At 71.4% G+C, this 23,143-nt stretch carries 19 protein-coding genes, 1 tRNA gene and 1 pseudogene; 15 read left to right on the forward strand and 6 right to left on the reverse strand.

Annotated elements, in window-relative coordinates; genetic code table 11:
• Nucleotides 1-299 precede the first annotated feature (299 nt).
• The 6 genes from ACIP6U_RS13025 (at nucleotide 300) to ACIP6U_RS13050 (ending at nucleotide 6,726) form a co-directional block, all read left to right on the forward strand.
• Entirely contained in the window at nucleotides 300-782 is a 483-nt protein-coding gene (locus tag ACIP6U_RS13025) for a CarD family transcriptional regulator (RefSeq protein WP_003953493.1), read from the forward strand.
• 351 nt (nucleotides 783-1,133) lie between these two features.
• A complete protein-coding gene (ispD, locus tag ACIP6U_RS13030) occupies nucleotides 1,134-1,886 on the forward strand; it encodes a 2-C-methyl-D-erythritol 4-phosphate cytidylyltransferase (protein WP_280879342.1) in 753 nt (250 codons plus the stop codon).
• Nucleotides 1,876-2,382 carry a 2-C-methyl-D-erythritol 2,4-cyclodiphosphate synthase gene (gene ispF / locus ACIP6U_RS13035; RefSeq protein WP_401715791.1) on the forward strand — a complete coding sequence of 169 codons (507 nt, stop codon included), beginning with the start codon at nucleotides 1,876-1,878 and terminating at the stop codon, nucleotides 2,380-2,382. The genes ispD and ispF overlap by 11 nt, the downstream gene beginning before the upstream one ends.
• A gap of 95 nt (nucleotides 2,383-2,477) precedes the next feature.
• Nucleotides 2,478-3,875: a cysteine--tRNA ligase gene (gene cysS / locus ACIP6U_RS13040; protein WP_401715793.1), complete on the forward strand. Its 1,398-nt coding sequence runs from the start codon at nucleotides 2,478-2,480 to the stop codon at nucleotides 3,873-3,875.
• A 109-nt stretch (nucleotides 3,876-3,984) separates the two neighbouring features.
• Entirely contained in the window at nucleotides 3,985-4,926 is a 942-nt protein-coding gene (gene rlmB / locus ACIP6U_RS13045) for a 23S rRNA (guanosine(2251)-2'-O)-methyltransferase RlmB (protein WP_401715796.1), read from the forward strand.
• Between the two features lie 186 nt (nucleotides 4,927-5,112).
• Nucleotides 5,113-6,726 (forward strand): DoxX family membrane protein, encoded by a 1,614-nt coding sequence (locus tag ACIP6U_RS13050; RefSeq protein ID WP_401715799.1) that lies wholly within the window; start codon nucleotides 5,113-5,115, stop codon nucleotides 6,724-6,726.
• A gap of 157 nt (nucleotides 6,727-6,883) precedes the next feature.
• Here the strand turns inward: ACIP6U_RS13050 and ACIP6U_RS13055 are convergent, their stop codons facing one another.
• From ACIP6U_RS13055 to ACIP6U_RS13065, 3 genes are all read right to left on the reverse strand, one after another.
• Nucleotides 6,884-7,615 carry an NDP-sugar synthase gene (locus ACIP6U_RS13055; RefSeq protein ID WP_401715801.1) on the reverse strand — a complete coding sequence of 244 codons (732 nt, stop codon included), beginning with the start codon at nucleotides 7,613-7,615 and terminating at the stop codon, nucleotides 6,884-6,886.
• A gap of 118 nt (nucleotides 7,616-7,733) precedes the next feature.
• Nucleotides 7,734-8,189 carry a hypothetical protein gene (locus ACIP6U_RS13060; RefSeq protein WP_401715803.1) on the reverse strand — a complete coding sequence of 152 codons (456 nt, stop codon included), beginning with the start codon at nucleotides 8,187-8,189 and terminating at the stop codon, nucleotides 7,734-7,736.
• A 235-nt stretch (nucleotides 8,190-8,424) separates the two neighbouring features.
• Nucleotides 8,425-9,561, reverse strand: coding sequence for an ABC transporter ATP-binding protein (locus tag ACIP6U_RS13065; protein ID WP_401715805.1), 1,137 nt, complete (start codon nucleotides 9,559-9,561; stop codon nucleotides 8,425-8,427).
• Nucleotides 9,562-9,773: 212 nt separating this feature from the next.
• On the opposite strand from ACIP6U_RS13065, the gene ACIP6U_RS13070 reads away from it, so the two are divergent.
• From ACIP6U_RS13070 to ACIP6U_RS13090, 5 genes and pseudogenes are all read left to right on the forward strand, one after another.
• Nucleotides 9,774-9,850 (forward strand) — tRNA-Thr (locus tag ACIP6U_RS13070).
• 47 nt (nucleotides 9,851-9,897) lie between these two features.
• Nucleotides 9,898-10,023 (forward strand): annotated as a pseudogene (locus ACIP6U_RS13075) (cytochrome P450); the annotation flags it as partial.
• A gap of 167 nt (nucleotides 10,024-10,190) precedes the next feature.
• Nucleotides 10,191-10,889 carry a winged helix-turn-helix domain-containing protein gene (locus tag ACIP6U_RS13080; protein ID WP_401715808.1) on the forward strand — a complete coding sequence of 233 codons (699 nt, stop codon included), beginning with the start codon at nucleotides 10,191-10,193 and terminating at the stop codon, nucleotides 10,887-10,889.
• 136 nt (nucleotides 10,890-11,025) lie between these two features.
• On the forward strand, nucleotides 11,026-12,390 hold the full coding sequence (locus tag ACIP6U_RS13085; protein WP_401715811.1) for a sensor histidine kinase: 1,365 nt from the start codon (nucleotides 11,026-11,028) through the stop codon (nucleotides 12,388-12,390).
• An 86-nt stretch (nucleotides 12,391-12,476) separates the two neighbouring features.
• Entirely contained in the window at nucleotides 12,477-14,417 is a 1,941-nt protein-coding gene (locus ACIP6U_RS13090; RefSeq protein ID WP_401715813.1) for a glycoside hydrolase family 9 protein, read from the forward strand.
• On the opposite strand, the gene ACIP6U_RS13095 is transcribed toward ACIP6U_RS13090, so the two are convergent.
• Together ACIP6U_RS13095 and ACIP6U_RS13100 are read right to left on the reverse strand one after the other, a co-directional pair.
• Nucleotides 14,380-15,423 carry a DUF4037 domain-containing protein gene (locus ACIP6U_RS13095; RefSeq protein WP_401715815.1) on the reverse strand — a complete coding sequence of 348 codons (1,044 nt, stop codon included), beginning with the start codon at nucleotides 15,421-15,423 and terminating at the stop codon, nucleotides 14,380-14,382. The genes ACIP6U_RS13090 and ACIP6U_RS13095 overlap by 38 nt on opposite strands.
• Before the next feature lie 43 nt (nucleotides 15,424-15,466).
• On the reverse strand, nucleotides 15,467-15,955 hold the full coding sequence (locus tag ACIP6U_RS13100) for a GNAT family N-acetyltransferase (RefSeq protein ID WP_401715817.1): 489 nt from the start codon (nucleotides 15,953-15,955) through the stop codon (nucleotides 15,467-15,469).
• Nucleotides 15,956-16,171: 216 nt separating this feature from the next.
• Here ACIP6U_RS13100 and ACIP6U_RS13105 point away from each other — a divergent pair, with 216 nt between their 5' ends.
• Entirely contained in the window at nucleotides 16,172-16,723 is a 552-nt protein-coding gene (locus ACIP6U_RS13105; RefSeq protein WP_401715820.1) for a DUF1062 domain-containing protein, read from the forward strand.
• A 33-nt stretch (nucleotides 16,724-16,756) separates the two neighbouring features.
• Here ACIP6U_RS13105 and ACIP6U_RS13110 read toward each other — a convergent pair whose 3' ends face one another.
• Nucleotides 16,757-17,683, reverse strand: coding sequence for an aminoglycoside phosphotransferase family protein (locus ACIP6U_RS13110; protein ID WP_401715821.1), 927 nt, complete (start codon nucleotides 17,681-17,683; stop codon nucleotides 16,757-16,759).
• Between ACIP6U_RS13110 and ACIP6U_RS13115 the strand changes: the two genes are divergently transcribed.
• From ACIP6U_RS13115 to ACIP6U_RS13125, 3 genes are all read left to right on the forward strand, one after another.
• On the forward strand, nucleotides 17,682-18,350 hold the full coding sequence (locus ACIP6U_RS13115) for a rhomboid-like protein (protein WP_401715823.1): 669 nt from the start codon (nucleotides 17,682-17,684) through the stop codon (nucleotides 18,348-18,350). The two genes, ACIP6U_RS13110 and ACIP6U_RS13115, sit on opposite strands and share 2 nt — an antisense overlap.
• A gap of 9 nt (nucleotides 18,351-18,359) precedes the next feature.
• On the forward strand, nucleotides 18,360-19,766 hold the full coding sequence (locus ACIP6U_RS13120; protein WP_401715826.1) for an NAD(P)/FAD-dependent oxidoreductase: 1,407 nt from the start codon (nucleotides 18,360-18,362) through the stop codon (nucleotides 19,764-19,766).
• Nucleotides 19,767-19,879: 113 nt separating this feature from the next.
• Nucleotides 19,880-23,122, forward strand: a complete 3,243-nt coding sequence (locus tag ACIP6U_RS13125; RefSeq protein ID WP_401715829.1) for a Tat pathway signal protein — start codon at nucleotides 19,880-19,882, stop codon at nucleotides 23,120-23,122.
• The last annotated feature ends 21 nt before the right edge of the window (nucleotides 23,123-23,143 follow it).

Here is a 23,143-nt window from a genome sequence, read left to right on the forward strand (position 1 = left end):
CGGAATCGACGCGGAAGCGTCTCCCGCGCACCGAACGGAGTAGCGGAAGTCGCACACGTGGAACCGGACATATGGGGACGTTAGTCCACTTGGCGAGGGCTCCGGATGTGTGTAACGTGCGCGTTTCTCCTCGCCCGGAGAGCCGCTCCGACCTGCGAATACCTTCTTCCGCTCGGCCTCCGCAGCACGTTCCTGTTGCAGTTGTCAAGCCCCGAGATATGCCCTGACCTGCGAAAACGCCATTCAGAACCCGCCGTTTCCGTGTTACCCTGGATAGCCACGGAAGGGGTACCTGTCACATGACGTTCAAGGTTGGCGACACCGTGGTCTATCCCCATCACGGGGCCGCGCTGATCGAGGCTATCGAAACTCGCCAGATCAAAGGCGTGGACAAGACCTACTTGGTGCTGAAGGTCGCCCAGGGTGACCTGACGGTACGTGTGCCAGCGGACAATGCGGAGTTCGTCGGCGTACGTGATGTGGTCGGTCAGGACGGGCTGGACCGGGTCTTCGAGGTGCTGCGCGCGCCGTATGCCGAGGAGCCCACGAACTGGTCCCGTCGTTACAAGGCAAATCTGGAGAAGCTCGCCTCCGGCGATGTCATCAAGGTCGCGGAAGTCGTACGTGACCTGTGGCGTCGTGAGCGTGAGCGCGGACTGTCCGCGGGTGAGAAGCGGATGCTCGCCAAGGCCCGCCAGATCCTGGTGAGCGAACTCGCCCTCGCGGAGAACACGAACGAGGACAAGGCCGAGGCTCTGCTCGACGAGGTCCTCGCGTCCTGAACCGACTGTTCTGAACTGACGTAGGCGCAGGCCGACTTCAGCACTCAGTACACAGCGGTCAGTACATCGAAATGCCGCGGTGCCCGATGACGTATTAACTGTCGCCGGGCGCTGCGGCATGTTCATGCCCGAGCGCCTTCGCGTACCTCCGCATACGACTTCCGCGACTTCTTCCACGGCTTTCGTACGCCTGCGTACGTCCCACTCGGGGAGGTTCCCCCGATACTTGGCGTGCCGGGCCCGGGCAGCTGGCTCGACCGGGGTCACGGAAGGGTCCGGTCAGGGCCGTCGCGCCCGGCACTCCCCAGGCCATACCCACGTAGGCCGAGCACACAAACCTGACAGGAACCGATGTCTGACGATTCGTGCACTTCGCCCGCGGGAGCCCGGACGGCTGCCGTGATTCCGGCCGCCGGCCGGGGCGTACGCCTTGGTCCGGGCGCCCCCAAGGCGCTCCGTGCGCTGGGCGGAACCCCGATGCTCATCCACGCGGTGCGCGCGATGGCCGCGTCCCGCGCCGTCTCTCTGGTCGTCGTCGTGGCTCCGCCGGACGGCTCGCCCGAGGTCAAGTCGCTCCTCGACGCGCACGCGCTGCCCGACCGGACCGACTTCCTCGTCGTTCCGGGCGGAGAGAGCCGCCAGGAGTCGGTGAAGCTCGGCCTCGACGCGCTGCCGCCCGACTACGACATCGTGCTGGTCCACGACGCCGCCCGGCCGCTGGTCCCCGTGGACACGGTGGACGCGGTGATCGAGGCGGTACGGGCCGGCGCGCCGGCCGTCGTGCCCGCGCTGCCGCTGGCCGACACCGTCAAGGAGGTCGAGCCGGCCGGCACCCCGGGCGAGCCGGAGCCGGTCGTCGCCACCCCGGTGCGGGCCCGCCTGCGCGCGGTGCAGACGCCCCAGGGTTTCGACCGGGCCACGCTGATCCGCGCCCACGAGACGGTCACCGAGGACGTCACCGACGACGCGAGCATGGTCGAGAAGCTCGGCAAGACCGTCCTGCTGGTGCCCGGGCACGAGGAGGCCTTCAAGGTGACGCGCCCGCTCGACCTGGTCCTCGCGGAGGCGGTCCTGGCCCGCAGGAGGCTCAACGATGGCTTCTGAGACCACCCCGCTGCCGTACGTGCTGCCCCAGGTCGGCATCGGTACCGACATCCACGCCTTCGAGGAGGGCCGCGAGCTGTGGTGCGCGGGCCTGAAGTGGGAGGGCGAGGGGCCGGGCCTGGCCGGTCACTCCGACGCGGACGTCGTCGCGCACGCCGCGTGCAACGCGCTCTTCTCCGCCGCCGGCCTCGGTGACCTGGGACAGCACTTCGGCACCGGCCGCCCCGAGTGGTCCGGCGCCTCCGGTGTCACGCTGCTGACGGAGGCCGCCCGCATCGTCCGCGAGGCCGGCTTCCACGTCGGGAACATCGCCGTCCAGGTCGTAGGACCGCGTCCGAAGATCGGCAAGCGGCGTGACGAGGCCCAGAAGCTGCTGTCGGAGGCGGCCGGAGCGCCGGTCTCCGTGTCGGGGGCGACGACGGACGGGCTCGGTTTCCCGGGGCGCGAGGAAGGGCTGATGGCGGTGGCCACCGCCTTGGTGGTGCGCACCGGCTGAGTGTCGATCACCGGCGCCGGCCGGGTCGCTCGTGGGCGCGCGCGATGTTACAAGTCCGGTGCAACGCATCGCCTCCGGCCCACTACCCTGGAGTCGTGACTATTCGCCTGTACGACACCGGTGCCCGGCAGATTCGCGACTTCGTCCCGCTCACCCAGGGCTGTGTCTCGATCTACCTGTGTGGCGCCACCGTGCAGGCCGCCCCGCACATCGGGCACATCCGTTCGGGCCTCAACTTCGACATCATGCGCCGCTGGTTCGACTACCGCGGCTACGAGGTGACGTTCGTCAGGAACGTGACGGACATCGACGACAAGATCATCACGAAGGCGGCCGAGCAGGGCCGCCCGTGGTGGTCCATCGGCTACGAGAACGAGCGCGCGTTCAACGACGGCTACTCCGCCCTCGGCTGCCTGCCGCCCACCTACGAGCCGCGCGCCACCGGGCACGTGACCGAGATGGTCGAGATGATGCAGGGCCTGATCGAGCGCGGTCACGCCTACGAGGTGGACGGCAGCGTCTACTTCGACGTGCGCTCCTTCCCGGGCTACCTCCAGCTGTCCCGGCAGGAGCTCGACAACCTGCTCCAGCCCTCCGCCGAGGGCGAGACCGGCAAGCGCGACTCCCGCGACTTCGCCATGTGGAAGGCCGCGAAACCGGGCGAGCCGACCTGGGCGACCCCGTGGGGCCGCGGCCGGCCCGGCTGGCACCTGGAGTGCTCGGCCATGGCGCACAAGTACCTGGGCCCCGCCTTCGACATCCACGGCGGCGGCCTCGACCTGATCTTCCCGCACCACGAGAACGAGATCGCCCAGGCCAAGGGCTACGGCGACGACTTCGCGCAGTACTGGGTGCACAACGCCTGGGTGACCATGGCCGGCGACAAGATGTCCAAGTCGCTGGGCAACAGCGTCCTGGTCAGCGAGATGGTCAAGGCCTGGCGCCCGATCGTGCTGCGCTACTACCTGGGCACCCCGCACTACCGCTCGATGATCGAGTACAGCGAGGAGTCGCTGCGCGAGGCCGAGTCGGCGTTCGCGCGGATCGAGGGCTTCATGCAGCGCGTGGTGGAGAAGGCCGGCTCCGTCGAGCCGTCCGCCGAGGTGCCGCCCGCGTTCGCCGAGGCGATGGACGACGACCTGGGCGTCCCGCAGGCCCTCGCGGTCGTGCACACCACCGTCCGGCAGGGCAACAGCGCGCTGGCCGCCGACGACAAGGAAGCCGCCGTGGCCCGCCTCGCCGAGGTGCGCGCCATGCTCGGCGTCCTCGGCCTCGACCCGTTCGACCCGCACTGGGCCGGCGAGAGCGACCGCGGCGAGGACCTGCACGGGGTGGTCGACAGCCTCGTACGACTCGTGCTGGATCAGCGGGAGGCGGCGCGGGCCCGTAAGGACTGGGGCACCGCGGACGCCATCCGGGACCAGCTCGCGCAGTCCGGGCTGGCCATCGAGGACGGGCCGCAGGGCCCTCGTTGGAGCCTCGGCCCGCGCTGACGCGGCACCCGACCTCCCGACCGATCTCTTGATCGATTGTGCCGTCCGGGCCACCGGGCGGCACAATCCATATACGTACGTCCGCACGCTTCATACAGACAGGTAGGTCATGGCCACTAACAACCGCCGCATGTCCGGCAAGAAGGGCGCGCAGGTCGGCAGTGGTGGCCAGCGGCGCAAGGGTCTCGAGGGCAAGGGCCCGACCCCGCCCGCCGAGGCACGCAAGGGCCACAAGAAGAACCGCGTCGCCAACGCCAAGGCGAAGCAGGCCGTACGCCGTCCCACGGCGCGCGGCCGGGGCGGCCGGTCCACCTCCGAACTGGTCGTCGGCCGCAACCCGGTCGTCGAGGCGCTGCGCGAGGGCGTGCCCGCGTCCATGCTCTACGTCCAGCAGTTCATCGACAACGACGAGCGGGTGCGCGAGGCCCTCCAGCTCGCCGCCGAGCGCGGCGGGATCAACCTCATGGAGGCCCCCCGCCCCGAGCTCGACCGCATGACCAACGGCCTCAACCACCAGGGCCTGGTCCTCCAGGTCCCGCCGTACGAGTACGCGCACCCCGAGGAACTGGCGAACACCGCCTACGACGCCGGTGAGGACCCGCTGATCGTCGCCCTCGACGGCGTCACCGACCCGCGCAACCTGGGCGCCGTCGTCCGCTCGGTCTCCGCGTTCGCCGGCCACGGCGTCGTCGTACCGGAGCGGCGCGCGGCCGGGATGACGGCCGGGGCCTGGAAGACGTCCGCCGGCGCCGCCGCCCGTACGCCCGTCGCCCGTGCCACCAACCTCACCCGCGCCCTCGAGGCGTACAAGAAGCAGGGCATCGCGATCGTCGGTCTCGCCGCCGACGGCGAGCACGAGATCGGTGAACTGGCCGCCCTGGGCGGCCCGGTGGTCATCGTGGTCGGCAGCGAGGGCAAGGGCCTGTCCCGGCTGGTCGGCGAGACCTGCGACTACCGTGTCCGCATCCCGATGCCGGGTGGCGCCGAGTCGCTCAACGCCGGTGTGGCGGCGGGGATCGTCCTCTACGAGGCGGCGCGCCGCAGGGTCTGACGGCAGGCGGTCCGCCGGTTCCGAGCAGGCGGGCCGCAGGGCCTGAACAGGCGTGCCGCAGGGCCTGAACAGGCGTGCCCCTCCTCACCCTTGCGGGTCAATCCGGGCGAGGAGGGCAACCTTGACGGAGTCCGGACAGATCCGCCCCAGTCAAAGCAGTGTCCTAAACTCACGTCACTCGGTTAGATGAGTGTGGACACCAGAACACCCCGCACACCCACGGGGGACGGCCCGTCGGGATTCGACGACGCTCCCGCGCTGAGCATGGTGAAGGTGCCGAGCGATCCGGCGCAGGTCATCGTCAATCATGCGAGCTTCCGCGTGCAGTTGGGCGCCTCGACCCGAGGTCCCCAATCGCCGCGGATCGCACGGCACTTGGGCCCCGCCGACGACAACAACCGGATCCCCGCCGCAGGTCGCGCGCCGCGCCGCCGTCCCGTCGTGTGGAGCGGCAGCGCCGCCCCCGACGACACCGGCGCCCACCGCCTGCTCCAGGCCGTGCGCAGCGGCAGCGTCGGCCATCCGGACGAGTCCTCGGGCGACGCCGGAGCCACCCAGGTCATCCCCCGCGTGGACGTAGGCGGTTACGACGACGTCTACGACTCGCTCGACCAGACCGTAGAGACCCCGGTCGTCGGCGCCCAGCGCAGTCGCGAGGACACCGGCGGCACCCGCCTGTTGCCCGACATGCGGCCCGTCGGCAGCGCCTACGACGAGGAACCCGCCTACGGGGACGAGGAGTTCGAGGACTTCGAGGACGGCACCGGCGAGGGCCGCCCGGCCCGGCGCGGTGTGGACCCGGCGCGGCACGCCTACTACCCCGGCCGCCGCATGAACCTGGGCGTCGTCCTCCTCCCGATGCGCATCTTCCTCGGCTTCATCTCCATCTACGCCGGCATGGGCAAGCTGTGCGACCCCGTCTACTTCGACGGCGGCAAGCGCGGCTCCATGGTCAAGTGGCTCAACACCCTGCACCCGTGGGAAGTCGCCGAGCCACTGCGCCAGTTCGCCCTCCACCACCCGGTCGGCTCCGGCCTCGTCATCGCCTTCGCGCAGGTCGTCGTCGGCGTCCTGACGGTGCTGGGCTGCTGGCAGCGGGTCGCCGCCGTCTTCGGCGCGCTGCTGTCGGCCGCGCTCATCGTCACCGTCAGCTGGAAGACCGTCCCCGCCTACGACGCCCCCGACATCATCTACCTCGCCGCCTGGTCCCCGCTGATCATCGCGGGCGCCCCCGTCTACTCCGTGGACGGCCGCCTCGCGGGCAGTGCCTGGCGCCGCCTCGGACCCCGCGCCGACATCTGGGAGCTGCGCCAGTACGTGCTGCGCCGCGGCATCCTCGTCACCGCGATCGTCACCGGCCTCACCCTGCTGCTCGGCTCCCTGCTGGGCGGCGCGGTCCGCGACGCCGACCGCGTGGTCGTCCCCGGCCCCGGCGAGGCCCCGCGCAACGAACTGCCCGGCTCCCCGCTCCCGGAGAAGCCCGGCAAGAAGCACAGCGAGTCGCCGAAGGCCTCGACGACTCCCAGCCAGGCCGCCACCCCCGGCGCCACGCCGTCCGGCAAGGCGACCACCCCCGGCGCGACCCGGGGCACCACCGGTGGCGGCGCCCCGAGCCAGACCCAGGGCACCGGCGGCCAGGCCCCGCCCCAGCAGTCCTCGCCCGCCGGCGGCGGCGCCCCGAGCACCAGCTCAGGACCCACCTCCGGCGGCACCAGCGGCGGCACCGGCTCGACAGGCGGCACCGGCACCGGGGGCACCTCCTCCGGCCAACCGGGCCTGGTGGGCGGCCTGTTGGGGTAGCCGAGCCGGTGGGCAAGATCCTGGGCACGCCCGCCGGCTGAACGATCGCCCGCAGAACGGAAACACGAGGGGTCCCGCACCAAGTCTCAGGTGCGGGACCCCTTTTGGCTTCCTGGCTGCTGGCTCGTAGCTCGTAGCTCGTGGCTTACGTGGTCTCTCAGCGCCCCAGAGCGGCCAGCTCCTTCGCCGCCTCGGTCAGGTCCTTCGCCGTGTCGATGGCCCGCCAGTACGCCCCGTGCGGGATCGGGAACCCGGCCAGCCGCCGCTCGCGCGCCAGATGCGGGAACGTCGTCCGCTCGTGATCCCCGCGCTCCGGCAACAGCTCCGAGAACCCGGGCGCGAACACGTACACACCCGCATTGATCTCGTACGTCGTCGGCGGGGCCTCGATGAAGTCCGTGATGTGCCCGAAGCCGTCCGTCTTCACGGCTCCCCAGGGGATGCGGGGCCGGGCCAGGGCGAGGGTCGCGACGGCGTCGCGCTCGGCGTGGAAGTCCGCCATGTCCCGCAGGGAGAAGCGGGTCCAGATGTCGCCGTTGGTGGCGTACCAGGGCCGGTCGGGGTGGGGGAGATGCGCGGCCGCGTACTTCAGGCCGCCGCCCCGGCCCAGCGGCTCGGTCTCTATGACCGTCTTGACGTTCACCGGCAGGTCCGCGGTGGCCAGCCACTTCTCCAGGACGTCGGCGAGATGGCCGCAGCTGACCACGACGTCCGTCACGCCCTCCTCGGCCAGCCAGGACAGCTGATGGCCGATGATCGGAGTCCCCGTACCGGGGATCTCGACCATCGGCTTGGGCCGGTCGTCGGTGTACGGACGCAGCCGGGAGCCCTGGCCACCGGCCAGGACGACGGCTTGAACAGGGCGTACGGCGGCGTTCGGATCGGTCATGACTCGAACTGTACGACGCGCCCGGCGGGCGGCCGGAGTCGGCAACCGATCCGTGATGAGCCGTAGCCCTCCTCCGCACCTGACCGGTCCGGAGGAGGGCCGGGAACCCTCGTGTGCCTCAGCTGTGGACCGCGGCGACCCCCGAGGCGAAGGACGTGTCGCAGACGGGGCGGGCGTACGACTGCGCCTTGGAGGGCCCGTACACGCGCACCGCGGCCTTGCCGAGGGCGCGCGCGATGGACACGCAGTGCTCGGCGAGCGAGGGGCGCTCGGTGACCGCCTGCTGGAGGTGCGTCAGGACCTCGCCCGGGTTCTCCTCCTGGAGCTCGGCGAGGAGCTGGTCGCGCAGTACGTCCTGGGGGGCGCGGTGGACCGCCGCGGCGCCCTTGGCGTCGTCGATCGCGTCGGAGGCGGTGAGCACCGAGGACGAGGAGTTCCCCGACCAGTTGACTCGGGTGACCGCGAGGGTCCCGGAGAGCACCAGGACGACGGGCAGGACAAGGGCGAGCGTGCGGCCGATCCGGCGGGCGGGGCCCCGGCCGCGTCGCGTCTGTTGGTTAGTGGAGTGCTTCACGCTCGTGAGGGTAGCGCCCGGTGATGATTTGGCGACATTTAGTCACCGGTTCGGGGGATGAAGTGGTGCCTCTTTTTGGGTAACGGGTTGACGGGGCTGCTCGAAACGTCCGGAGTGCCGGGGTATCCGCGATGCGGGGGCCGGGGTGTCCGGGAGACGGGGCCGGGGTGTCCGGGACACGGAGAGGGGCCCTCGCGGTGCGCCCGCGAGGGCCCCTCTGCGTATCGCTGTCGGGTCAGTCGGTGAGGCGCTCGCCCGTGGAGGTCGAGAACACGTGGGTCTCGCCCGGCCGCGGGACCACGTGCAGCGTGGTGCCCTTCTCCGGGACGCGGCGGCCCTCGACGCGGACGACGAGGTCCTTGGTCTCGCCGCCGACCTCGGCGCTGCCGTAGACGTAACCGTCGGCGCCCAGCTCCTCGACGACGTTCACGGAGACCGCGAGACCGGCCGGGGCGTCCTCGGAGTGCTTCGTCAGGGACGAGGCGGCCTCGCCGCCTTCCTCGACGATGTCGAAGTGCTCCGGACGGACGCCGACGGTCACCGTCTTGTCGCCCTTGTCGGTGGCGGCCTTCAGGGCGTCACGGTTGACCGGGACGACGCTGTTGCCGAACTTCACACCGCCGTCGGTGATCGGGACCTCGACCAGGTTCATGGCCGGGGAGCCGATGAAGCCGGCGACGAAGAGGTTGGCGGGGCGGTCGTACATGTTGCGCGGGGAGTCGACCTGCTGGAGCAGCCCGTCCTTGAGGACGGCCACGCGGTCGCCCATCGTCATGGCCTCGACCTGGTCGTGGGTGACGTAGACGGTGGTGATGCCGAGGCGGCGCTGCAGCGAGGCGATCTGCGTACGGGTGGAGACGCGGAGCTTGGCGTCCAGGTTGGACAGCGGCTCGTCCATGAGGAAGACCTGGGGCTCACGCACGATGGCGCGGCCCATCGCGACACGCTGGCGCTGACCACCGGACAGGGCCTTCGGCTTGCGGTCCAGGTAGTCGGTGAGGTCGAGGATCTTCGCGGCCTCTTCGACCTTCTTGCGGATGTCCGCCTTGTTCACGCCGGCGATCTTGAGGGCGAAGCCCATGTTGTCGGCGACGCTCATGTGCGGGTACAGCGCGTAGTTCTGGAACACCATGGCGATGTCCCGGTCCTTGGGCGGCAGGTGCGTGACGTCGCGCTCACCGATGCGGATGGCGCCGGCGTTCACGTCCTCGAGCCCCGCGAGCATGCGGAGCGAGGTGGACTTGCCGCAGCCGGACGGACCGACGAGGACGAGGAACTCGCCGTCCCCGACCTCGATCTCCAGTCCATCGACGGCGGGCTTCTCGGTGCCCGGGTAGATCCGGGTCGCCTTGTCGAACGAGACAGTGGCCATGGTGAAGGCCCCCTTCTACCGGCAGGAACGTGCCGGACGATCCGTTGTAGGAAGGTGGTGTAGTCCACAAGAGCGGACTGAATCTGGACGGTACCTGGCGTTCGCCTGGCTGTCAGTACCTGTGGGCATGTGAACTTCGCGGAAATTTTCGACAGGGCGGTCCTGTGAGCTGGGTACACTGCACGGGCACGTACGCCTGTGGGCGCGTGCAGGCCTCCTTAGCTCAGATGGCCAGAGCAACGCACTTGTAATGCGTAGGTCGTCGGTTCGAATCCGACAGGGGGCTCCACGCATACGGGCGGGTCCTCTCGATGGGCCCGCCCTTTTCGCTGCCCGGAGACGCCGCGGCTCGAACCCGCGCTGCGGATCCTGCCCATGCGGTTCGCGGTCGACGACATCACGCTCCCCGACGGGCAGGTCATCGCCCGGGGCGAGGCGGTCCTCGCCTCCTACGGCGCCGCGCCCGGTCGCTTCCGGACACCGAGGACCTTCGTCGTCACGTTCACGCGCCCACGGTAGGCATCCCCGGCCAGGCGCACAGCATCCGTTCGTCGCACCCGGGGACGACGAAAGTCGCGCGGTTCGGGGGCCGGGCGGCATCGGCCCCTGCTACGTCTAAGCTCCGGGCCATGCGCGTATTGGTCTTGGAGGACGATCCCGAGCTGGGGCCCGTCGTCGCAGCTCAGCTGCGGGACGCGGGGTTCGCGGTCGACCTCGCGCGGACCCTGGCCGAGGCGGATCTCAAGCTCTCCGTCAACGGTTACGACTGTGTCGTGGCCGACCGCTCGGTACCGGACGGCGACTCGCTCACCCTGCTCGCCGCGCGGCGCCGGGCCGGATCGGTGCTGCCCTTCCTCCTCCTGACCGCGCTGGACGGGGTGAGCGACCGGGTGGCCGGTTTCGAGCACGGCGCGGACGACTACCTCGTCAAGCCCTTCGCCTTCGCCGAACTGGTCGTACGCGTACGGGCGTTGTGCCGCAGGCAGCAGCCCGCGCGCCCGCCGGTCCTGCGGGCGGCCGACCTGGAGGTCGACCTGCCGAGGCGTCGCGTGACCAGGGCCGGTGTGCTGCTCAGCCTGTCCGCCAAGGAGTTCGCGGTGCTGGAGGTCCTGATGCTGCGCGCGGGCGAGGTGGTGACCCGCGCCGAACTGATCGAGAGCTGCTGGGACGAGGCGAGCGAGCCGATGTCCAACGTGGTCGACGTCCTGATCGGCCAACTGCGCCGGCGACTGGGGCCGCCGGATGTGATCCGGACGGTGCGGGGGGTCGGTTACGTGCTGGGCGGAACGGATCCCGCGTCGGAGGAGGGGACGGGGACGGGGACGTGAGGCGCCTCGACGGCCGGAGCCTGGGACGCGGCGGCGTGGGCGGGCGACGGCGGGCGCGGAGGTCGGTCGCGGCAGTGGCCGTACGGGCGCGGGCGTCGCACGCGGGGACGCGGGCGCCGGACGCGAGGGGACGGGCGTGAGGCGCTCCGCTGCCGGCGTCGGCCCGTCGCCCGCCGTGGCGCGGCTGCGGCGGACCCGGCGGCTGATGACGTTGCTGTTCGCCTCGACCACCGCCGCCTGTCTCGTCGTACTCGCCACGGTCGCGATCCGTATCGATTCCGGATCCCGTCGCTCCGGCCTCGACCACGAGGTCGACAGCCGCGCGGCCGGTCTGTCGCGGGCGGTGTGGTTCGACGCGGGGGTGTTGCACCTGGAGCCGCTGCGGGAGGACGAACTCGCCCGGGGCGCCGAGGTGTTGGCCGTCCTGCAAGGGGAGGCGGGGGAGGCGCCGTCCGTGCGGAACGTCGTCCCCGCGCGGTCGGCGCTGCCCGCCGCCGACCGGCTGGACGACGTCTGGCGGAGCGTCCTGGACGAACAGGAGACCGTCGTCCTCAGCGCGCCCTCCGCGCACGGCGCGCGGTTGCGGTGGGCGGCGGCCCCGGTCTGGGACGACGACCGGATCGGCGCGGCCGTGCTGGTCGGCACGGAACTGGCGCGCAGCGAACACGACCACGACGTCCTCGTGCGCTGGCTGGCGCTCGGCTGCACGGCGCTGGTCTGCTGCGCCGCGGCCGTCGGCCATCTGCTGTCCGGCCGGGCGATGCGGCCGGCGCTGCGCGGGCTCGGTCAGCAGGAGCAGTTCCTGGCCGAGGCGGCACACGAGCTGCGTACGCCGCTGGCGACCCTGCGGCTCGTGGTGGAGCGGGGTGGTTCCTCCGACGAGGCGCTACGCCTGGTGGACCGGCTCAGTCGACTGGTCACCGGGCTGCTGGCCCGGGCCCGCCTGGAATCCGGCGCGCAGCGCGTCGAGTTGGTGCCGCTGCGTCTCGACCAGCTGGTGGAGACGACGGTCGAGGAGTTGCCGGACCACGAGAGCGTCACGGTGACGTCCGAGCCGGTGGTGGTGCTCGGGGACCCGGATCTGCTGGCGCAGGCGGTACGGAACCTGGTGGAGAACGCGCAGCGGCACGGCGGGCCGGCCGGTTCACCGGTGGAGGTGACGGTCGCGGCAGGATCGGTGACGGTGCGGGATCACGGGGCGGGGGTGCCGGTGGAGGACCGGGAGCGGGTGTTCGGGCGGGGGGTCACGGGGGTGTCCGGGGGAGGTTCGAGACGTGCTTCGGGGGGTGTCTCGGGCGCGGACGCCACCAGTACGAGCGCCACCAGTACGAGCGCTACAAGCACGAATGCCACCCGTACGAGCGCCGCAGGCACCGGTGCCGGGCTCGCCATCGTCCGTTGGGTCGCCGAGCTGCATCACGGCACCGCTCACCTCGCGGACGCGCCCGGCGGGGGCCTGCTCGCGGAGTTGCGGATCCCGACGCATACGACGTCGGCGTAGCCCTGGGGGTCCTGGTCCCCACCCGTCCTCACCCGTCCCCACCCGTCCTCATCGTCATCTCATGAAGCCCCCGGCACCGTGGGCGCATGAACTCTTTGCGCACCCCGGGGCTGGTGGTCACCGCCGCCGCAGGCCTGGGCACCCTGCTCGTCGCCGTGAACGTGTTCGGCATGCCCTTCGACGGCGCCCGCTCGCCCGCCTCGACCGATGTGGCCGTCCGGGTCGACCAGGTCGGCTATCTGCGCGGCGAGACGAAGCAGGCGTATGTGATGGGGTCCTCGAAGGCTCTCGCGGGCGCCCGTTTCAAGGTGGTCGACGCCGAGGACGAGGACAAGGTGGTCGAGGCGGGCCGGCTCGGTGCCGTGACCGGCCGCTGGAACGCCAAGTACCCCTCGGTGCGCACCGCCGACCTCTCCGCGCTCGACACCCCCGGCACCTACCGCATCGTCCTCACCGGCACCGCGGCCGGTCGCTCGCCCGCCTTCCGGATCGGCGGCGCCCGTGAGTTGATGACCCCGCTGGTCCGGGACAACGTCCGCTTCCTGCAAGCTCAGCGCGACGGAGCCGACGTGTTGCCCGGTGGCGCGCTTCCTGATGGTGCGCTCAAGCACGGCCCGTCCCATCTCGCCGACGAGGACGCGACCGTGTACGCCGATCCGGAGTACGACGAGGAGGGCAACGAGCTGCTCGACGAGACGCTGACCCCGACCGGGGACCGAGTCGACGTCTCCGGTGGCTGGTTCGACGCGGGGGACTTCCTCAAGTTCACCGGCACCACCTCCTACTCCGTCGCCGAACTCCTGCTCGCCCAGCGGGAGTTGCCCGACATGAAGGAGCTGTCGGCGGAGGCCACGCACGGGTTGGACTGGCTGGACAGGATGTGGGACGGGGACAGCGGGACGCTCTACGCCCAGGTCGGCATCGGCGCGGGCAACGACGCGGTACGGACCGATCACGACGTATGGCGGCTGCCGGAGGCCGACGACCGGCTCGACGTGTCACCCGGCGACCCGGACTACACGATCAAGCACCGCCCGGTCTTCCGCGCGAACGACCCGGGCGAGCCGATCACCCCCAGCCTGGCCGGCCGTGTGGCCGCGGTCTTCGCCCTCGCCGCGCAGCGGGTGGCCGACAGCGACCCGGACGAGGCGGAGGAATGGCTGGAGAAGGCCGCGGCCGTCTACGACCTGGCCGACACCGACCACGACCCCGACGAACCGCTCGTCACCGCGTTTCCGAGCGCCTTTTACCCCGAGGACTCCTGGCAGGACGACATGGAGTTCGCCGGTGCCGAACTGGCCCTGGCAGCAGAGAAGTTGGGGGACGACAGGGCGGGCGACTGGACGGCCGACTCGGCCCGCTGGGCCCGCGCCTACCTGGACTCCGACGTCAAGGGCACCCTCAACGTCGCCGACGTCAGCGCCCTGGCCCACGTCGACCTGGCCACCGCCCTGGACGGCGCACGGACGAACGGCATCGCGGCCGCGGACCTCCACAAGGACCTGCGCCGTCAGTTGGACGACGGCGTCGATCGCGCCGGGCACGACCCGTTCGGCGCGGGCGCGGTGTACGACGACTTCGACGCCGTACCGCACACCTTCGGTCTGGTGGCCACCGCGCGCCTCTACGCCAAGGCCACCGGGGACACCCGTTACGCGGCCTTCGCCGGGCAGCAGCGCGGCTGGGCGCTCGGCGCCAACGCGTGGGGCACCAGCTTCATGATCGGTGCGGGTGAGGTCTATCCGCACTGCCCGGAACACCAGCTGGCCAACCTCCGCGGCAGCCTCGACGGCAAGGGCGCCATCCTGCGGGGCGCGGTGGTCAACGGCCCCAACGCGGCGGACAGACTGACCGACTTGAACGGCTTCCCCACCATGAAGAAGTGCTCCGCCGGCCCGCCGGAGGGAGCCTGGACCGACTTCGACGGCAAGGGCGCGCGGTACGTGGACGACGTGGGCGCCTGGCAGACGGTGGAACCGGCGCTGGACTTCACGACGACGGCGCTGCTGGCCTTCGCGCTGACATAGCCGACGCGTACACCGCCCGCGCCAGTTCCGGTCGGGTCAGCACCTCCGCGTTGTCGACGAACTGGTCGACCGAGCCGACGAGTTGGAGCCGTTTGAGGGCCGGGTCGGTGATGCGGGCGGTGAGGGCGCGGGTGAACCGGTGCGGTGGGGCGGTCGGTTCGACGCGATCGGTCAGGCTGAGCTGGTTGTGCAGGCCGGCGACGGTCTCGTACGCGTGGCCCAGATGTTTCTCGCGGCCGTGCCGGTCGCCGGCCGTGACGGCGGCGGTCAGTACCGGGGTGAGGCGGTGGCCCGCGGAGGTGTGGACGAAGGCGGTGCCGAGCCATTTGCCGTACGGCGGATAGCGGCGGTCCATGAGGAGGCACAGGCGCATCAGGTCCCGTACCAGCCGGGCCGCCGCGACCGCGGAACCGATCTCGTCACCGACCTCGTCGCACCGCCCGACGAGGGCCTCCTCGCGGGAGACGCGCTGCCACTGGCAGGCCAGGACGTGCAGCCAGATGTCGTGCGGGTACCAGCGCAACGCGGCCCGGGCGCGGGCGAGTTCGCCCAGGCCGTCGTGGAAGACGGCGCCCGCGGTGACCTCGGCGAGCAGTTGGGTGGGGGCCGCCAGCCAGTCCTGCGGGGTGAGGTGCGCCGGGTCGAAACCGAGTGTCGCGGTGAACCAGGGTGCGGTGTGCGTGACTTCGACACCGTCGCGGACCGGGCGGCCGTGGAAGGTGTCCGGGAGATGCTCGGCGAGGACGTGTCTGATGCGGCCGGCGGTGCGGGGGACGTCGTGACGGTGGAGGAAGAGCTGCAGGCGGAGGGGGTGATCGCGGTGCGGGGAACGGGTGGTGGGGCCGGTCGTGTCGAAGCCGAGCACCTCGGAGCCGCTGCCCAGGCGGGCGGCGGAGTGGGGTGTCCCCGGGGCGGCTTCCTCGAGTAAGGGGCGTACGGCTTCGATGTATAAGCGCCGGGAGAGTTCGAGACCCGAAAGGAAGGGCGGCATGGGCGTGTTGCTCATGTCGGGGAGCCGTGCCCATTCCGTGGACGGGCATGCGGAACCTTCACATGGTCGTGCCCCGCGCGCCCAACTCCGCCAACGCCCCGTCCGTCAGCCGGTACACCGTCCACTCGTCCTGCGGCCGTGCGCCCAGGGACTCGTAGAAGGCGATCGACGGGGTGTTCCAGTTCAGGACGGACCACTCCAGGCGCTGGTAGCCGCGCTCGACGCAGATGCGGGCCAGTTCGGTCAGCAGGGCCTTGCCGTGGCCGGCGCCGCGGGCGGTGGGGCGGACGTAGAGGTCCTCCAGGTAGATGCCGTGGACGCCGCGCCAGGTCGAGAAGTTGAGGAACCACAGGGCGAAGCCGACCGGGTCGCCGGTCGTGTCGTCGACGGCGACATGGGCGTACGCGGCGGGCCGCTCGCCGAACAGCGCCTCGTGCAGCTGCTCCTGGGTCGCCTTCGCCTCGTGCGGGACCTTCTCGTACTCGGCGAGCTCGCGGACCAGGGTGTGGATGACGGGGATGTCGGCGGGGGTGGCGGTACGGATCATGTCTGAAGGCTAGAGCCTGCCACCGGCGAGGGGCGCTCGAAAATCGGTGGACCCTCGCCGCCGTACGCCCCTACCGTGCTGCCGGACCGAGTCGTCTGGGCAAGGACGTGCCGTTGTACACCGTGTGAGACCTCCCGAGCGCTGAATCGTCGCGCGTCGCGCAAGTGCGCCGCGCCCCTTTTTGCTGCGGACTTCTCACAGAGACGGTGTATCTCCGTGCTCGAAAACTGGGTGGTCGTGCCCACCTGCCTCCCGCTCGTCCTCCGCCGTTGCCACGCGTGCGTGTCCGGGACTTTCCGGACCGGCGGGAAATTCCGTGTCAACGCCCATCACAAGCTCATCGACGGCTGGCTGCTCGCGCTCTGCACGGGGTGCGGGGAGACCACGAAGCTCACGGTCCTGGAGCGGGCCAACGTGCGCTCCGTACGTCCCGAGCTGCTGGACCGGCTGCACGCCAACGACCCTGCCCTGGCAGCCGAGTTGCTCCAGGATCCGGTCGTGCTGCGCCGCAATCGCATCGCCTTGGACTGGACCGGCGCCTGGCGGCTCGACACCGGCGGCGGATCCGACCACCTCGACCGTGAGGCGGTCGACATCTCGGTCCGCTTCGCGGCCCGCATCCCGGTCCGGCCCGTGCGGCTCATCGCCGAGGGGTGCGGTCTCTCGCGGGCCGAGGTCGAGCGGCTGATCGAGGAAGGGAAGCTCGTCTCGGCGGTCCGGCTGACCGCCAGGACCACCGGCGACTTCACCTTCACGCTCAAACGCTGAGGCCGCGGGTCGGTCGGGGCGACCCCGGTCGTCCTAACCGACCCCGCCCCCCAGCAACCGCCGCCCGATCTCCAACTGCTCCTCCTCCAGCGGCCGTTCGTCCTCCACCTCCCACAGGCAGTTCTGGAGCACCCGCCCGAGCGTCCAGGCTTTGGCCCGCTCCCGGTCCAGGCCGAGTACGTCGGTCATCGCGTCGAAGCGCCAGTGGACCTCGGCCGGGTCGAAGCGGTTGTCGATCGCCGGGAGGAGGTCGAAGCCCGGGTCGCCGGCGAGCGGCTTGGGGTCGATGGCCAGCCAGGGCGCGCGATCGGCGCCGAGGACGTTCTCGAAGTGCAGGTCCCAGTGCAGGAGCCGGTCGCCGGGGGTGTCGGACACCTCACGCACGGCGGCCGCGCAGTCCGCGACCAGGCGGCGGTCGGCGGGGTCCGGGATCCGGTCCAGGGCCCAGGGTGTCAGCTCCAGCATCTCCTGTGCGACGGCGCCGAGGCCGCGCAGGCCAGCCGGGGCCGGGCCCGCGGTCAGGTGGGCCAGCAGACGCGCGATGACCAGGACGGCCTCACGGGAGTCGGGCAGGTGGGACAGCATGCGGGCCGGGTCGAGGCGCTCCAGGAGCATCGTGCCGGTGGACTCGTCGTGGTCGAGGAGCCGTACCGCCCCGTCGCCGTCCCACACCCGCAGCGCGACCGGCTCGCCCACGCTCTCCTCGTCGAGCAGTTGCAGCTTGAGCACGGCCGGGACGCCGTCCGACCGCACCACCGGCAGCACCAGCGCCGAGACGCCGTGCATCGCCGGGCCGTCGAGGCGCAGCCCCCACCGCTCCAGGAACGAGGCCGCCAGGTCCGGCAGCCCGGCCACGAAGTCCCGCCCCGCCGCCCCGTTGTACTTCTCCTGTGCCATCGCCAACCCGCCCGGAATGTCGATCACCCTCGCGACGATACTTGCGTGCGTGAATCGCTTCATGCGAATTGACCGGGGGCGAATCGACCGGGGGCTGAGGAGGGTGGGCGCGTACGTCCGCAGCGCACCCGGGACGTACGCCTGGCTGGCCATCCTGTTCGTCACGACGGTCGCCATGCACCACATGTCCCCGGAGTTCGAGCAGGAGTTCCTGCGGCAGCGGTCCACCAACATCAACGAGCTGTCGGACAACCCCGTGCGGGTGCTGGTGCAGAGCGCGATGTGGATCGACGGCGGCCGCTGGGTGCCGTACGCCGTCCTCTACACCGTCTTCCACGCGCAGGCCGAGCGCTGGCTCGGTACCCTGCGCTGGCTGACGGTCTGCGTGGCCGCGCACGTGCTCGCGACGCTGATCAGCGAGGGCGCGCTGCTGCGGGCGGTCAACGAGGGGATGGCCCCGCACTCGGCGCTCAACACCCTGGACATCGGCGTGAGTTACGCGCTGGCCGGGGTCGTCGCGGTGCTGACGTACCGGATCCCGGCGCCCTGGCGGTACCCGTATCTGGTGGTCGTCCTCGGCGTCTACTGCTACCCGCTGACCTCGTCGCCCACCTTCACCGATCTCGGGCACTTCGTCTCCGTACTGATCGGGCTCGGGTGTTATCCGTTGACCAGAGGGCGCGGAAAAACACGGAATCCGAAGGAGACAGGGGCGCCGGTCAAGGGTTAGCGTCGCTCCATGGGTACCTCGGCGACCGATATCGTCAACGGCGGCATTTCCTTCTGGTACGCGGACGACGGCCTCCCCGCGGTGCGCCCGCCGCTCGCCGGGGACGCGAGCGCCGACGTCGTGATCGTCGGGGGCGGCTACACGGGACTGTGGACCGCGTACTACCTGAAGAAGGCGGCGCCCGGTCTCCGGGTCACCGTGCTGGAGCAGAAGTTCTGCGGCTACGGCGCCTCCGGACGCAACGGCGGCTGGCTCTACAACGGCGTCGCGGGCCGCGACCGGTACGCGACCCTGCACGGCCACGACGCGGCCGTACGGCTCCAGCGGGCCATGAACGACACCGTCGACGAGGTCATCGCGGTCGCCGACGCGGAGGGCATCGAGGCCGACGTGCACAAGGGCGGGGTGCTCGAAGTCGCCCGCACACCCGCGCAGTTGGCCCGGCTGAAGGACTTCCACGCGCACGAGCTGGCGTACGGGGAGGACGACCGCGAGCTGTACGGCGCGACGGAGACCGCGCAGCGGATCACGGTCGCGGACGCCGTCGGCTCGTCCTGGACCCCGCACGGCGCCCGGCTGCACCCGGCGAAGCTGGCGAAGGGGCTGGCCGCGGTCGTCGAGGCCCTCGGCGTGACGATCCACGAGTCGACGCCGGTCACGGAGATCCGGCCGAAGCACGCGGTGACGCCGTACGGGACCGTCCGCGCGCCCTACGTCCTGCGCTGCACCGAGGGCTTCACCGCGAACCTCAAGGGGCAGAAGCGCACCTGGCTGCCCATGAACTCCTCGATGATCGCCACCGAACCGCTCACGGACGAGCAGTGGGCCGCGCTCGGCTGGGCGGGCCGCGAGACGCTGGGCGACATGGCGCACGCGTACATGTACGCGCAGCGCACCGCCGACGGCCGCATCGCGCTCGGCGGGCGCGGGGTGCCGTACCGCTTCGGATCCCGCACCGACCACGACGGGCGGACGCAGGAGGCGACGATCGAGGCGCTGCGCGACCTCCTCGTCCGCTTCTTCCCCTCGCTCGCCGGAGTCCGTGTCGCACACGCCTGGTCGGGCGTCCTCGGGGTGCCGCGCGACTGGTGCGCGACGGTGACGCTGGACCGGGCGACCGGGCTCGGCTGGGCGGGCGGTTACGTCGGCTCGGGCGTCGCCACCACCAACCTCGCGGCCCGCACGCTCCGCGACCTCGTGCGGTCCGACTCCGGCGAGAGCGGCCCGACCGAGCTGACCGGACTGCCCTGGGTGAACCACCGGGTACGCAAGTGGGAGCCGGAGCCGCTGCGTTGGCTGGGCGTGCAGGGCATGTACGCCACCTACCGGACGGCCGACCGGCGCGAACTGACCACGCACAGCGCCGAGTCGTCGCGGCTGGCCCGGCTGGCGGACCGGGTGTCCGGACGTCACTGAAGCGCTTTCCGAGGCGGCCACCGGTGTAGGGCAAACCTCCTGGATCACACGTGTACGTTGTCGTACCCCTGTGCGATCATCGCCTCAACGGCCGTTGATCCTGGGGGGAATTCATGTCCGACGCCGCTTCCTGTCCGAGACCGGGGTACAGACGCCCGACCGCTCTCGTCGTCCTCGTCGCACTGCTCACCGCACTGCTCTCGCTGACCGGAACGGGCGCCGCCAGTGCCGCCGACCCCGCCTGCTCGCCGCTCGCGGTGTCGTCGTTCGGCGACCAGAAGGGCGCCGTCGACCGGATCACGGTCTATCCCGAGTCCTACGGGTGCTTCACCTTCGAGGCCGAGGCGCCGGGCCCGTACCTGGTGACGACCACGGACGCGCCGCTGGCCTACGTGCACATGGTGGACGCGGCCGGCCGCGAGATGGCGTGCCAGAACGACGGCGTCTGGTTCGCCAAGCTCTGTGACGCGCCCGCGGCGGGCACGTACACGGTGAAGATCTTCAGCTACAGCGTCTCGGAGATCCACGTCTACGTGAACGTGGTGGCCACCGCCTCCACGCGCGGCTGCGCCGAGCCGGTCGGCACCCGCTGGGACCAGCCGGACGACGTGCGCACCACCACCGAACTGGAGGTGGACTGCGCGCCGTTGGACGCGAAGCCGGGCGAGCGCATCCGCTTCACCCACGGCCCCCGCCACTACGGCGAGTCCCGCGCCTGGATCACCGACACCACCGGCAAGCCGCTCTGCACGCAGGACGAAACGGCCCAGGACGGCTGTGTGCTGCCCGGCGACGGCCCCTACCGGGTGATCTCCCGGGTGCTGACCGTGGAGTACGGCTTCCCCGCCGAGTACGCGGTCAAGACGCGCCGGCTCGACGACCCGCAGGGCTGCGTCACCGCCCCCGTCCGGCCGTTCGGCGTATCCGCGCCCTCGGACCTCAGCACCAACGCCTGTTACACCTTCACGGCCGACGCGGCGGGCCCGTACACCGTGAACTCCGTCGACGAGGACGGCGACATCGGCGCGGCCCGGATCTACGCCGCCGACGGCACGCTGGTGTGCGCCTCCACCGCCTCCGCCGCGCCCTGCCGGGTGCCGCGCCCGGGCACGTACACCGCGGTCCTCGACGCCCTCTACCCCTACGTCGGCAAGCCCTTCTACGACGCCCGGACATCGCTGGTCGTCCTGGACCGCTCCTCCGACGCCGGGTGCGTGCCGATCGAAGCGGGCCTGTACGAGGGCGAGTTGACCACGCCGGGGCGGTACGACTGCCTGAAGCTGGACATGCCGCAGGGCGCCGCGCTGGCCGCGCTCACCCCGCTCGACGACTCCGGCGTCGACCCCCAGGTGACGGTCGTCGACCGGACCGGCGCCGTCCAGTGCGACGCCGACGAACTGGCCGCGGGCGACTGCGCGCTCACCGGCACCGCGCCCTTCCGCGCGCTGGTCCACGCCTCCGAGGACGCGGACGGGGCCACCGGCGCGTACACGGTGGCCTTCCACCGCACCGACGCGGCGAGCGGCTGCCCGGTGCTGCCCGCGGGCAGCTTCGCGGCCGACGGCGCCGAGGCCGCCTTCGCCACCGGCGACGGCGTCTTCTCGCAGTGCCTGACGATCCCCGCCGACGCCCACACGGGCGCGGAGCTCTTCCAGCTGATCGGCACCTCCGGCGGCGTACCCGCGCAGTTCTCCGTGCTGGACGCCACCGGCAAGAAGGTCTGCGACCGCGTCGCCACCACCAACGGCTGGAAGGTGTGCGCGCTGACCCCGGGCGTGGCCCACACCGTGCTGGTCACCGGCCGCGACCTGCCCGCCGGCTACACCCTGACCCGGCGTGACGTGACCGCGACCGCCTCCTCGGCGGGCTGCACGCCCACGGCCGCGGCCAAGGTCGGCGGCCCGTCCGTGGCCGGCGCCTCCGACGGGCCCGGCACCGTCACCTGCCACCAGATCACCACCGCCGCCGCCACCGACGTCCTGCACGTCAACGTGCGCGACGCGCTGGGCACGGCCAACATCGCCGTGTTCGGCGGCGACGGCGGCGCCGAGTGCTCCTACCGCAACAGCCCCTGCGCGGTCACCGGGTCCACCACCCACCAGGTGCTCGTCCAGACCCCGGACAACCTGAAGGCCGCGCCCGCGTACCACCTGGACGCCCTGCGCGTCGCGACCGCCGCGGGACCCGCGCCGGAGTGCACCAGGGTCCCGTCGGTCTCCTACGGCTACGGGCCGGTCACCGGCACCCTCGACGAACAGCACAGCGCGGTGTGCGCGGTGCTGCCGACGGCCGGGTTCGACCACTTCTACGCGCAGATCAAGGACACCACCGGCGCCACCGACACGGCGGTGCCCGCGCTCTACAACGCGAAGTGGGCCAACGGCTGTTTCTGGACGAGCTCCGGCTACGAATGCGGGGTCGGCGGCCCGGCCTTCGAATCCGCGCCCACGCTGCTGGTGCTCGGCCTGCCGGAGAAGACGTCCACCACCGCCTACAGCGCCAGGCTGGCCTGTGCCGCGACGCTCTGCGGCCCCGACAAGGTCGGCGTCACGGCAGTGAGCCCCGGCACCGGCGTGGCGGGCACGAAGGTCACCCTCACGGTGACCGGCACCGCGCTCCCCGCGAACGCCACGGTCCGGCTGACCCAGGACGGCCAGACCCTCACCGCCACCACCGACTCGGTCTCCGCGGACAACCGCACCCTGAAGGCGACCGTCGACCTGACCGGTGCCGCGTTCGGCACCTGGAACGTCAGCGTGTTCGCCGGGTGCTGCGAGTTCCAGCGCGGCACCTTCACCGTCACCCTGCCCCAACTGACCAACACGGCCCCGCCCAAGGTCACGGGCACGGCCAAGGTCGGCGCCAAGGTGACGGCGGCGCCCGGCAGTTGGTCGGCCGCGCCGTCGTCGTACACCTACCAGTGGAAGGCGGACGGTACGGCGATCAGCGGCGCGACCGCGTCGACGTACACCGTCCCCGCCTCGCTCGTCGGCAAGAAGCTGAGCGTGACCGTCGTCGCGGTCAGGAGCGGTTACCAGAGCGGCTCGGCGACCTCGGCGGCCGTGACGGTCGCCAAGGGGGACGCGCCCAAGGCGAGCAAGGTGCCGGTGATCAGCGGGACGGCGAAGGTCGGCAGGACGCTCAAGTCGACCAAGGGGACCTGGAGTCCGAGCCCGACGACGTACTCGTACCAGTGGTACGCGAACGGCAAGGCGATCAGCGGCGCGACCAAGACCTCGCTGGTGCTCAAGGCGGCCCAGAAGGGCAAGAAGATCACCGTGAAGGTCGTCGCCCACCGCACCGGTCACAAGGACGGGTCGGCGGTGAGCAAGGCGACGAAGGCGGTGGCCAAGTGACCTAGTGGGGGAGGGGTGAGG

Origin of the sequence: Streptomyces sp. NPDC088794 (assembly GCF_044750545.1) — a bacterium.
Taxonomy (GTDB): domain Bacteria; phylum Actinomycetota; class Actinomycetes; order Streptomycetales; family Streptomycetaceae; genus Streptomyces.

Coding starts and splice junctions, on each gene's coding strand:
- rlmB (WP_401715796.1), top strand. CDS start 3,985: ATGGCCACTAACAACCGCCGCATGTCCGGCAAGAAGGGCGCGCAGGTC.
- ispD (WP_280879342.1), top strand. CDS start 1,134: ATGTCTGACGATTCGTGCACTTCGCCCGCGGGAGCCCGGACGGCTGCC.
- ACIP6U_RS13095 (WP_401715815.1), bottom strand. CDS start 15,423: ATGAGCAACACGCCCATGCCGCCCTTCCTTTCGGGTCTCGAACTCTCC.
- ACIP6U_RS13065 (WP_401715805.1), bottom strand. CDS start 9,561: ATGGCCACTGTCTCGTTCGACAAGGCGACCCGGATCTACCCGGGCACC.
- ispF (WP_401715791.1), top strand. CDS start 1,876: ATGGCTTCTGAGACCACCCCGCTGCCGTACGTGCTGCCCCAGGTCGGC.
- ACIP6U_RS13080 (WP_401715808.1), top strand. CDS start 10,191: ATGCGCGTATTGGTCTTGGAGGACGATCCCGAGCTGGGGCCCGTCGTC.
- ACIP6U_RS13100 (WP_401715817.1), bottom strand. CDS start 15,955: ATGATCCGTACCGCCACCCCCGCCGACATCCCCGTCATCCACACCCTG.
- ACIP6U_RS13025 (WP_003953493.1), top strand. CDS start 300: ATGACGTTCAAGGTTGGCGACACCGTGGTCTATCCCCATCACGGGGCC.
- ACIP6U_RS13110 (WP_401715821.1), bottom strand. CDS start 17,683: ATGAAGCGATTCACGCACGCAAGTATCGTCGCGAGGGTGATCGACATT.
- ACIP6U_RS13090 (WP_401715813.1), top strand. CDS start 12,477: ATGAACTCTTTGCGCACCCCGGGGCTGGTGGTCACCGCCGCCGCAGGC.
- ACIP6U_RS13115 (WP_401715823.1), top strand. CDS start 17,682: ATGCGAATTGACCGGGGGCGAATCGACCGGGGGCTGAGGAGGGTGGGC.
- ACIP6U_RS13055 (WP_401715801.1), bottom strand. CDS start 7,615: ATGACCGATCCGAACGCCGCCGTACGCCCTGTTCAAGCCGTCGTCCTG.
- ACIP6U_RS13120 (WP_401715826.1), top strand. CDS start 18,360: ATGGGTACCTCGGCGACCGATATCGTCAACGGCGGCATTTCCTTCTGG.
- ACIP6U_RS13050 (WP_401715799.1), top strand. CDS start 5,113: ATGAGTGTGGACACCAGAACACCCCGCACACCCACGGGGGACGGCCCG.
- ACIP6U_RS13125 (WP_401715829.1), top strand. CDS start 19,880: ATGTCCGACGCCGCTTCCTGTCCGAGACCGGGGTACAGACGCCCGACC.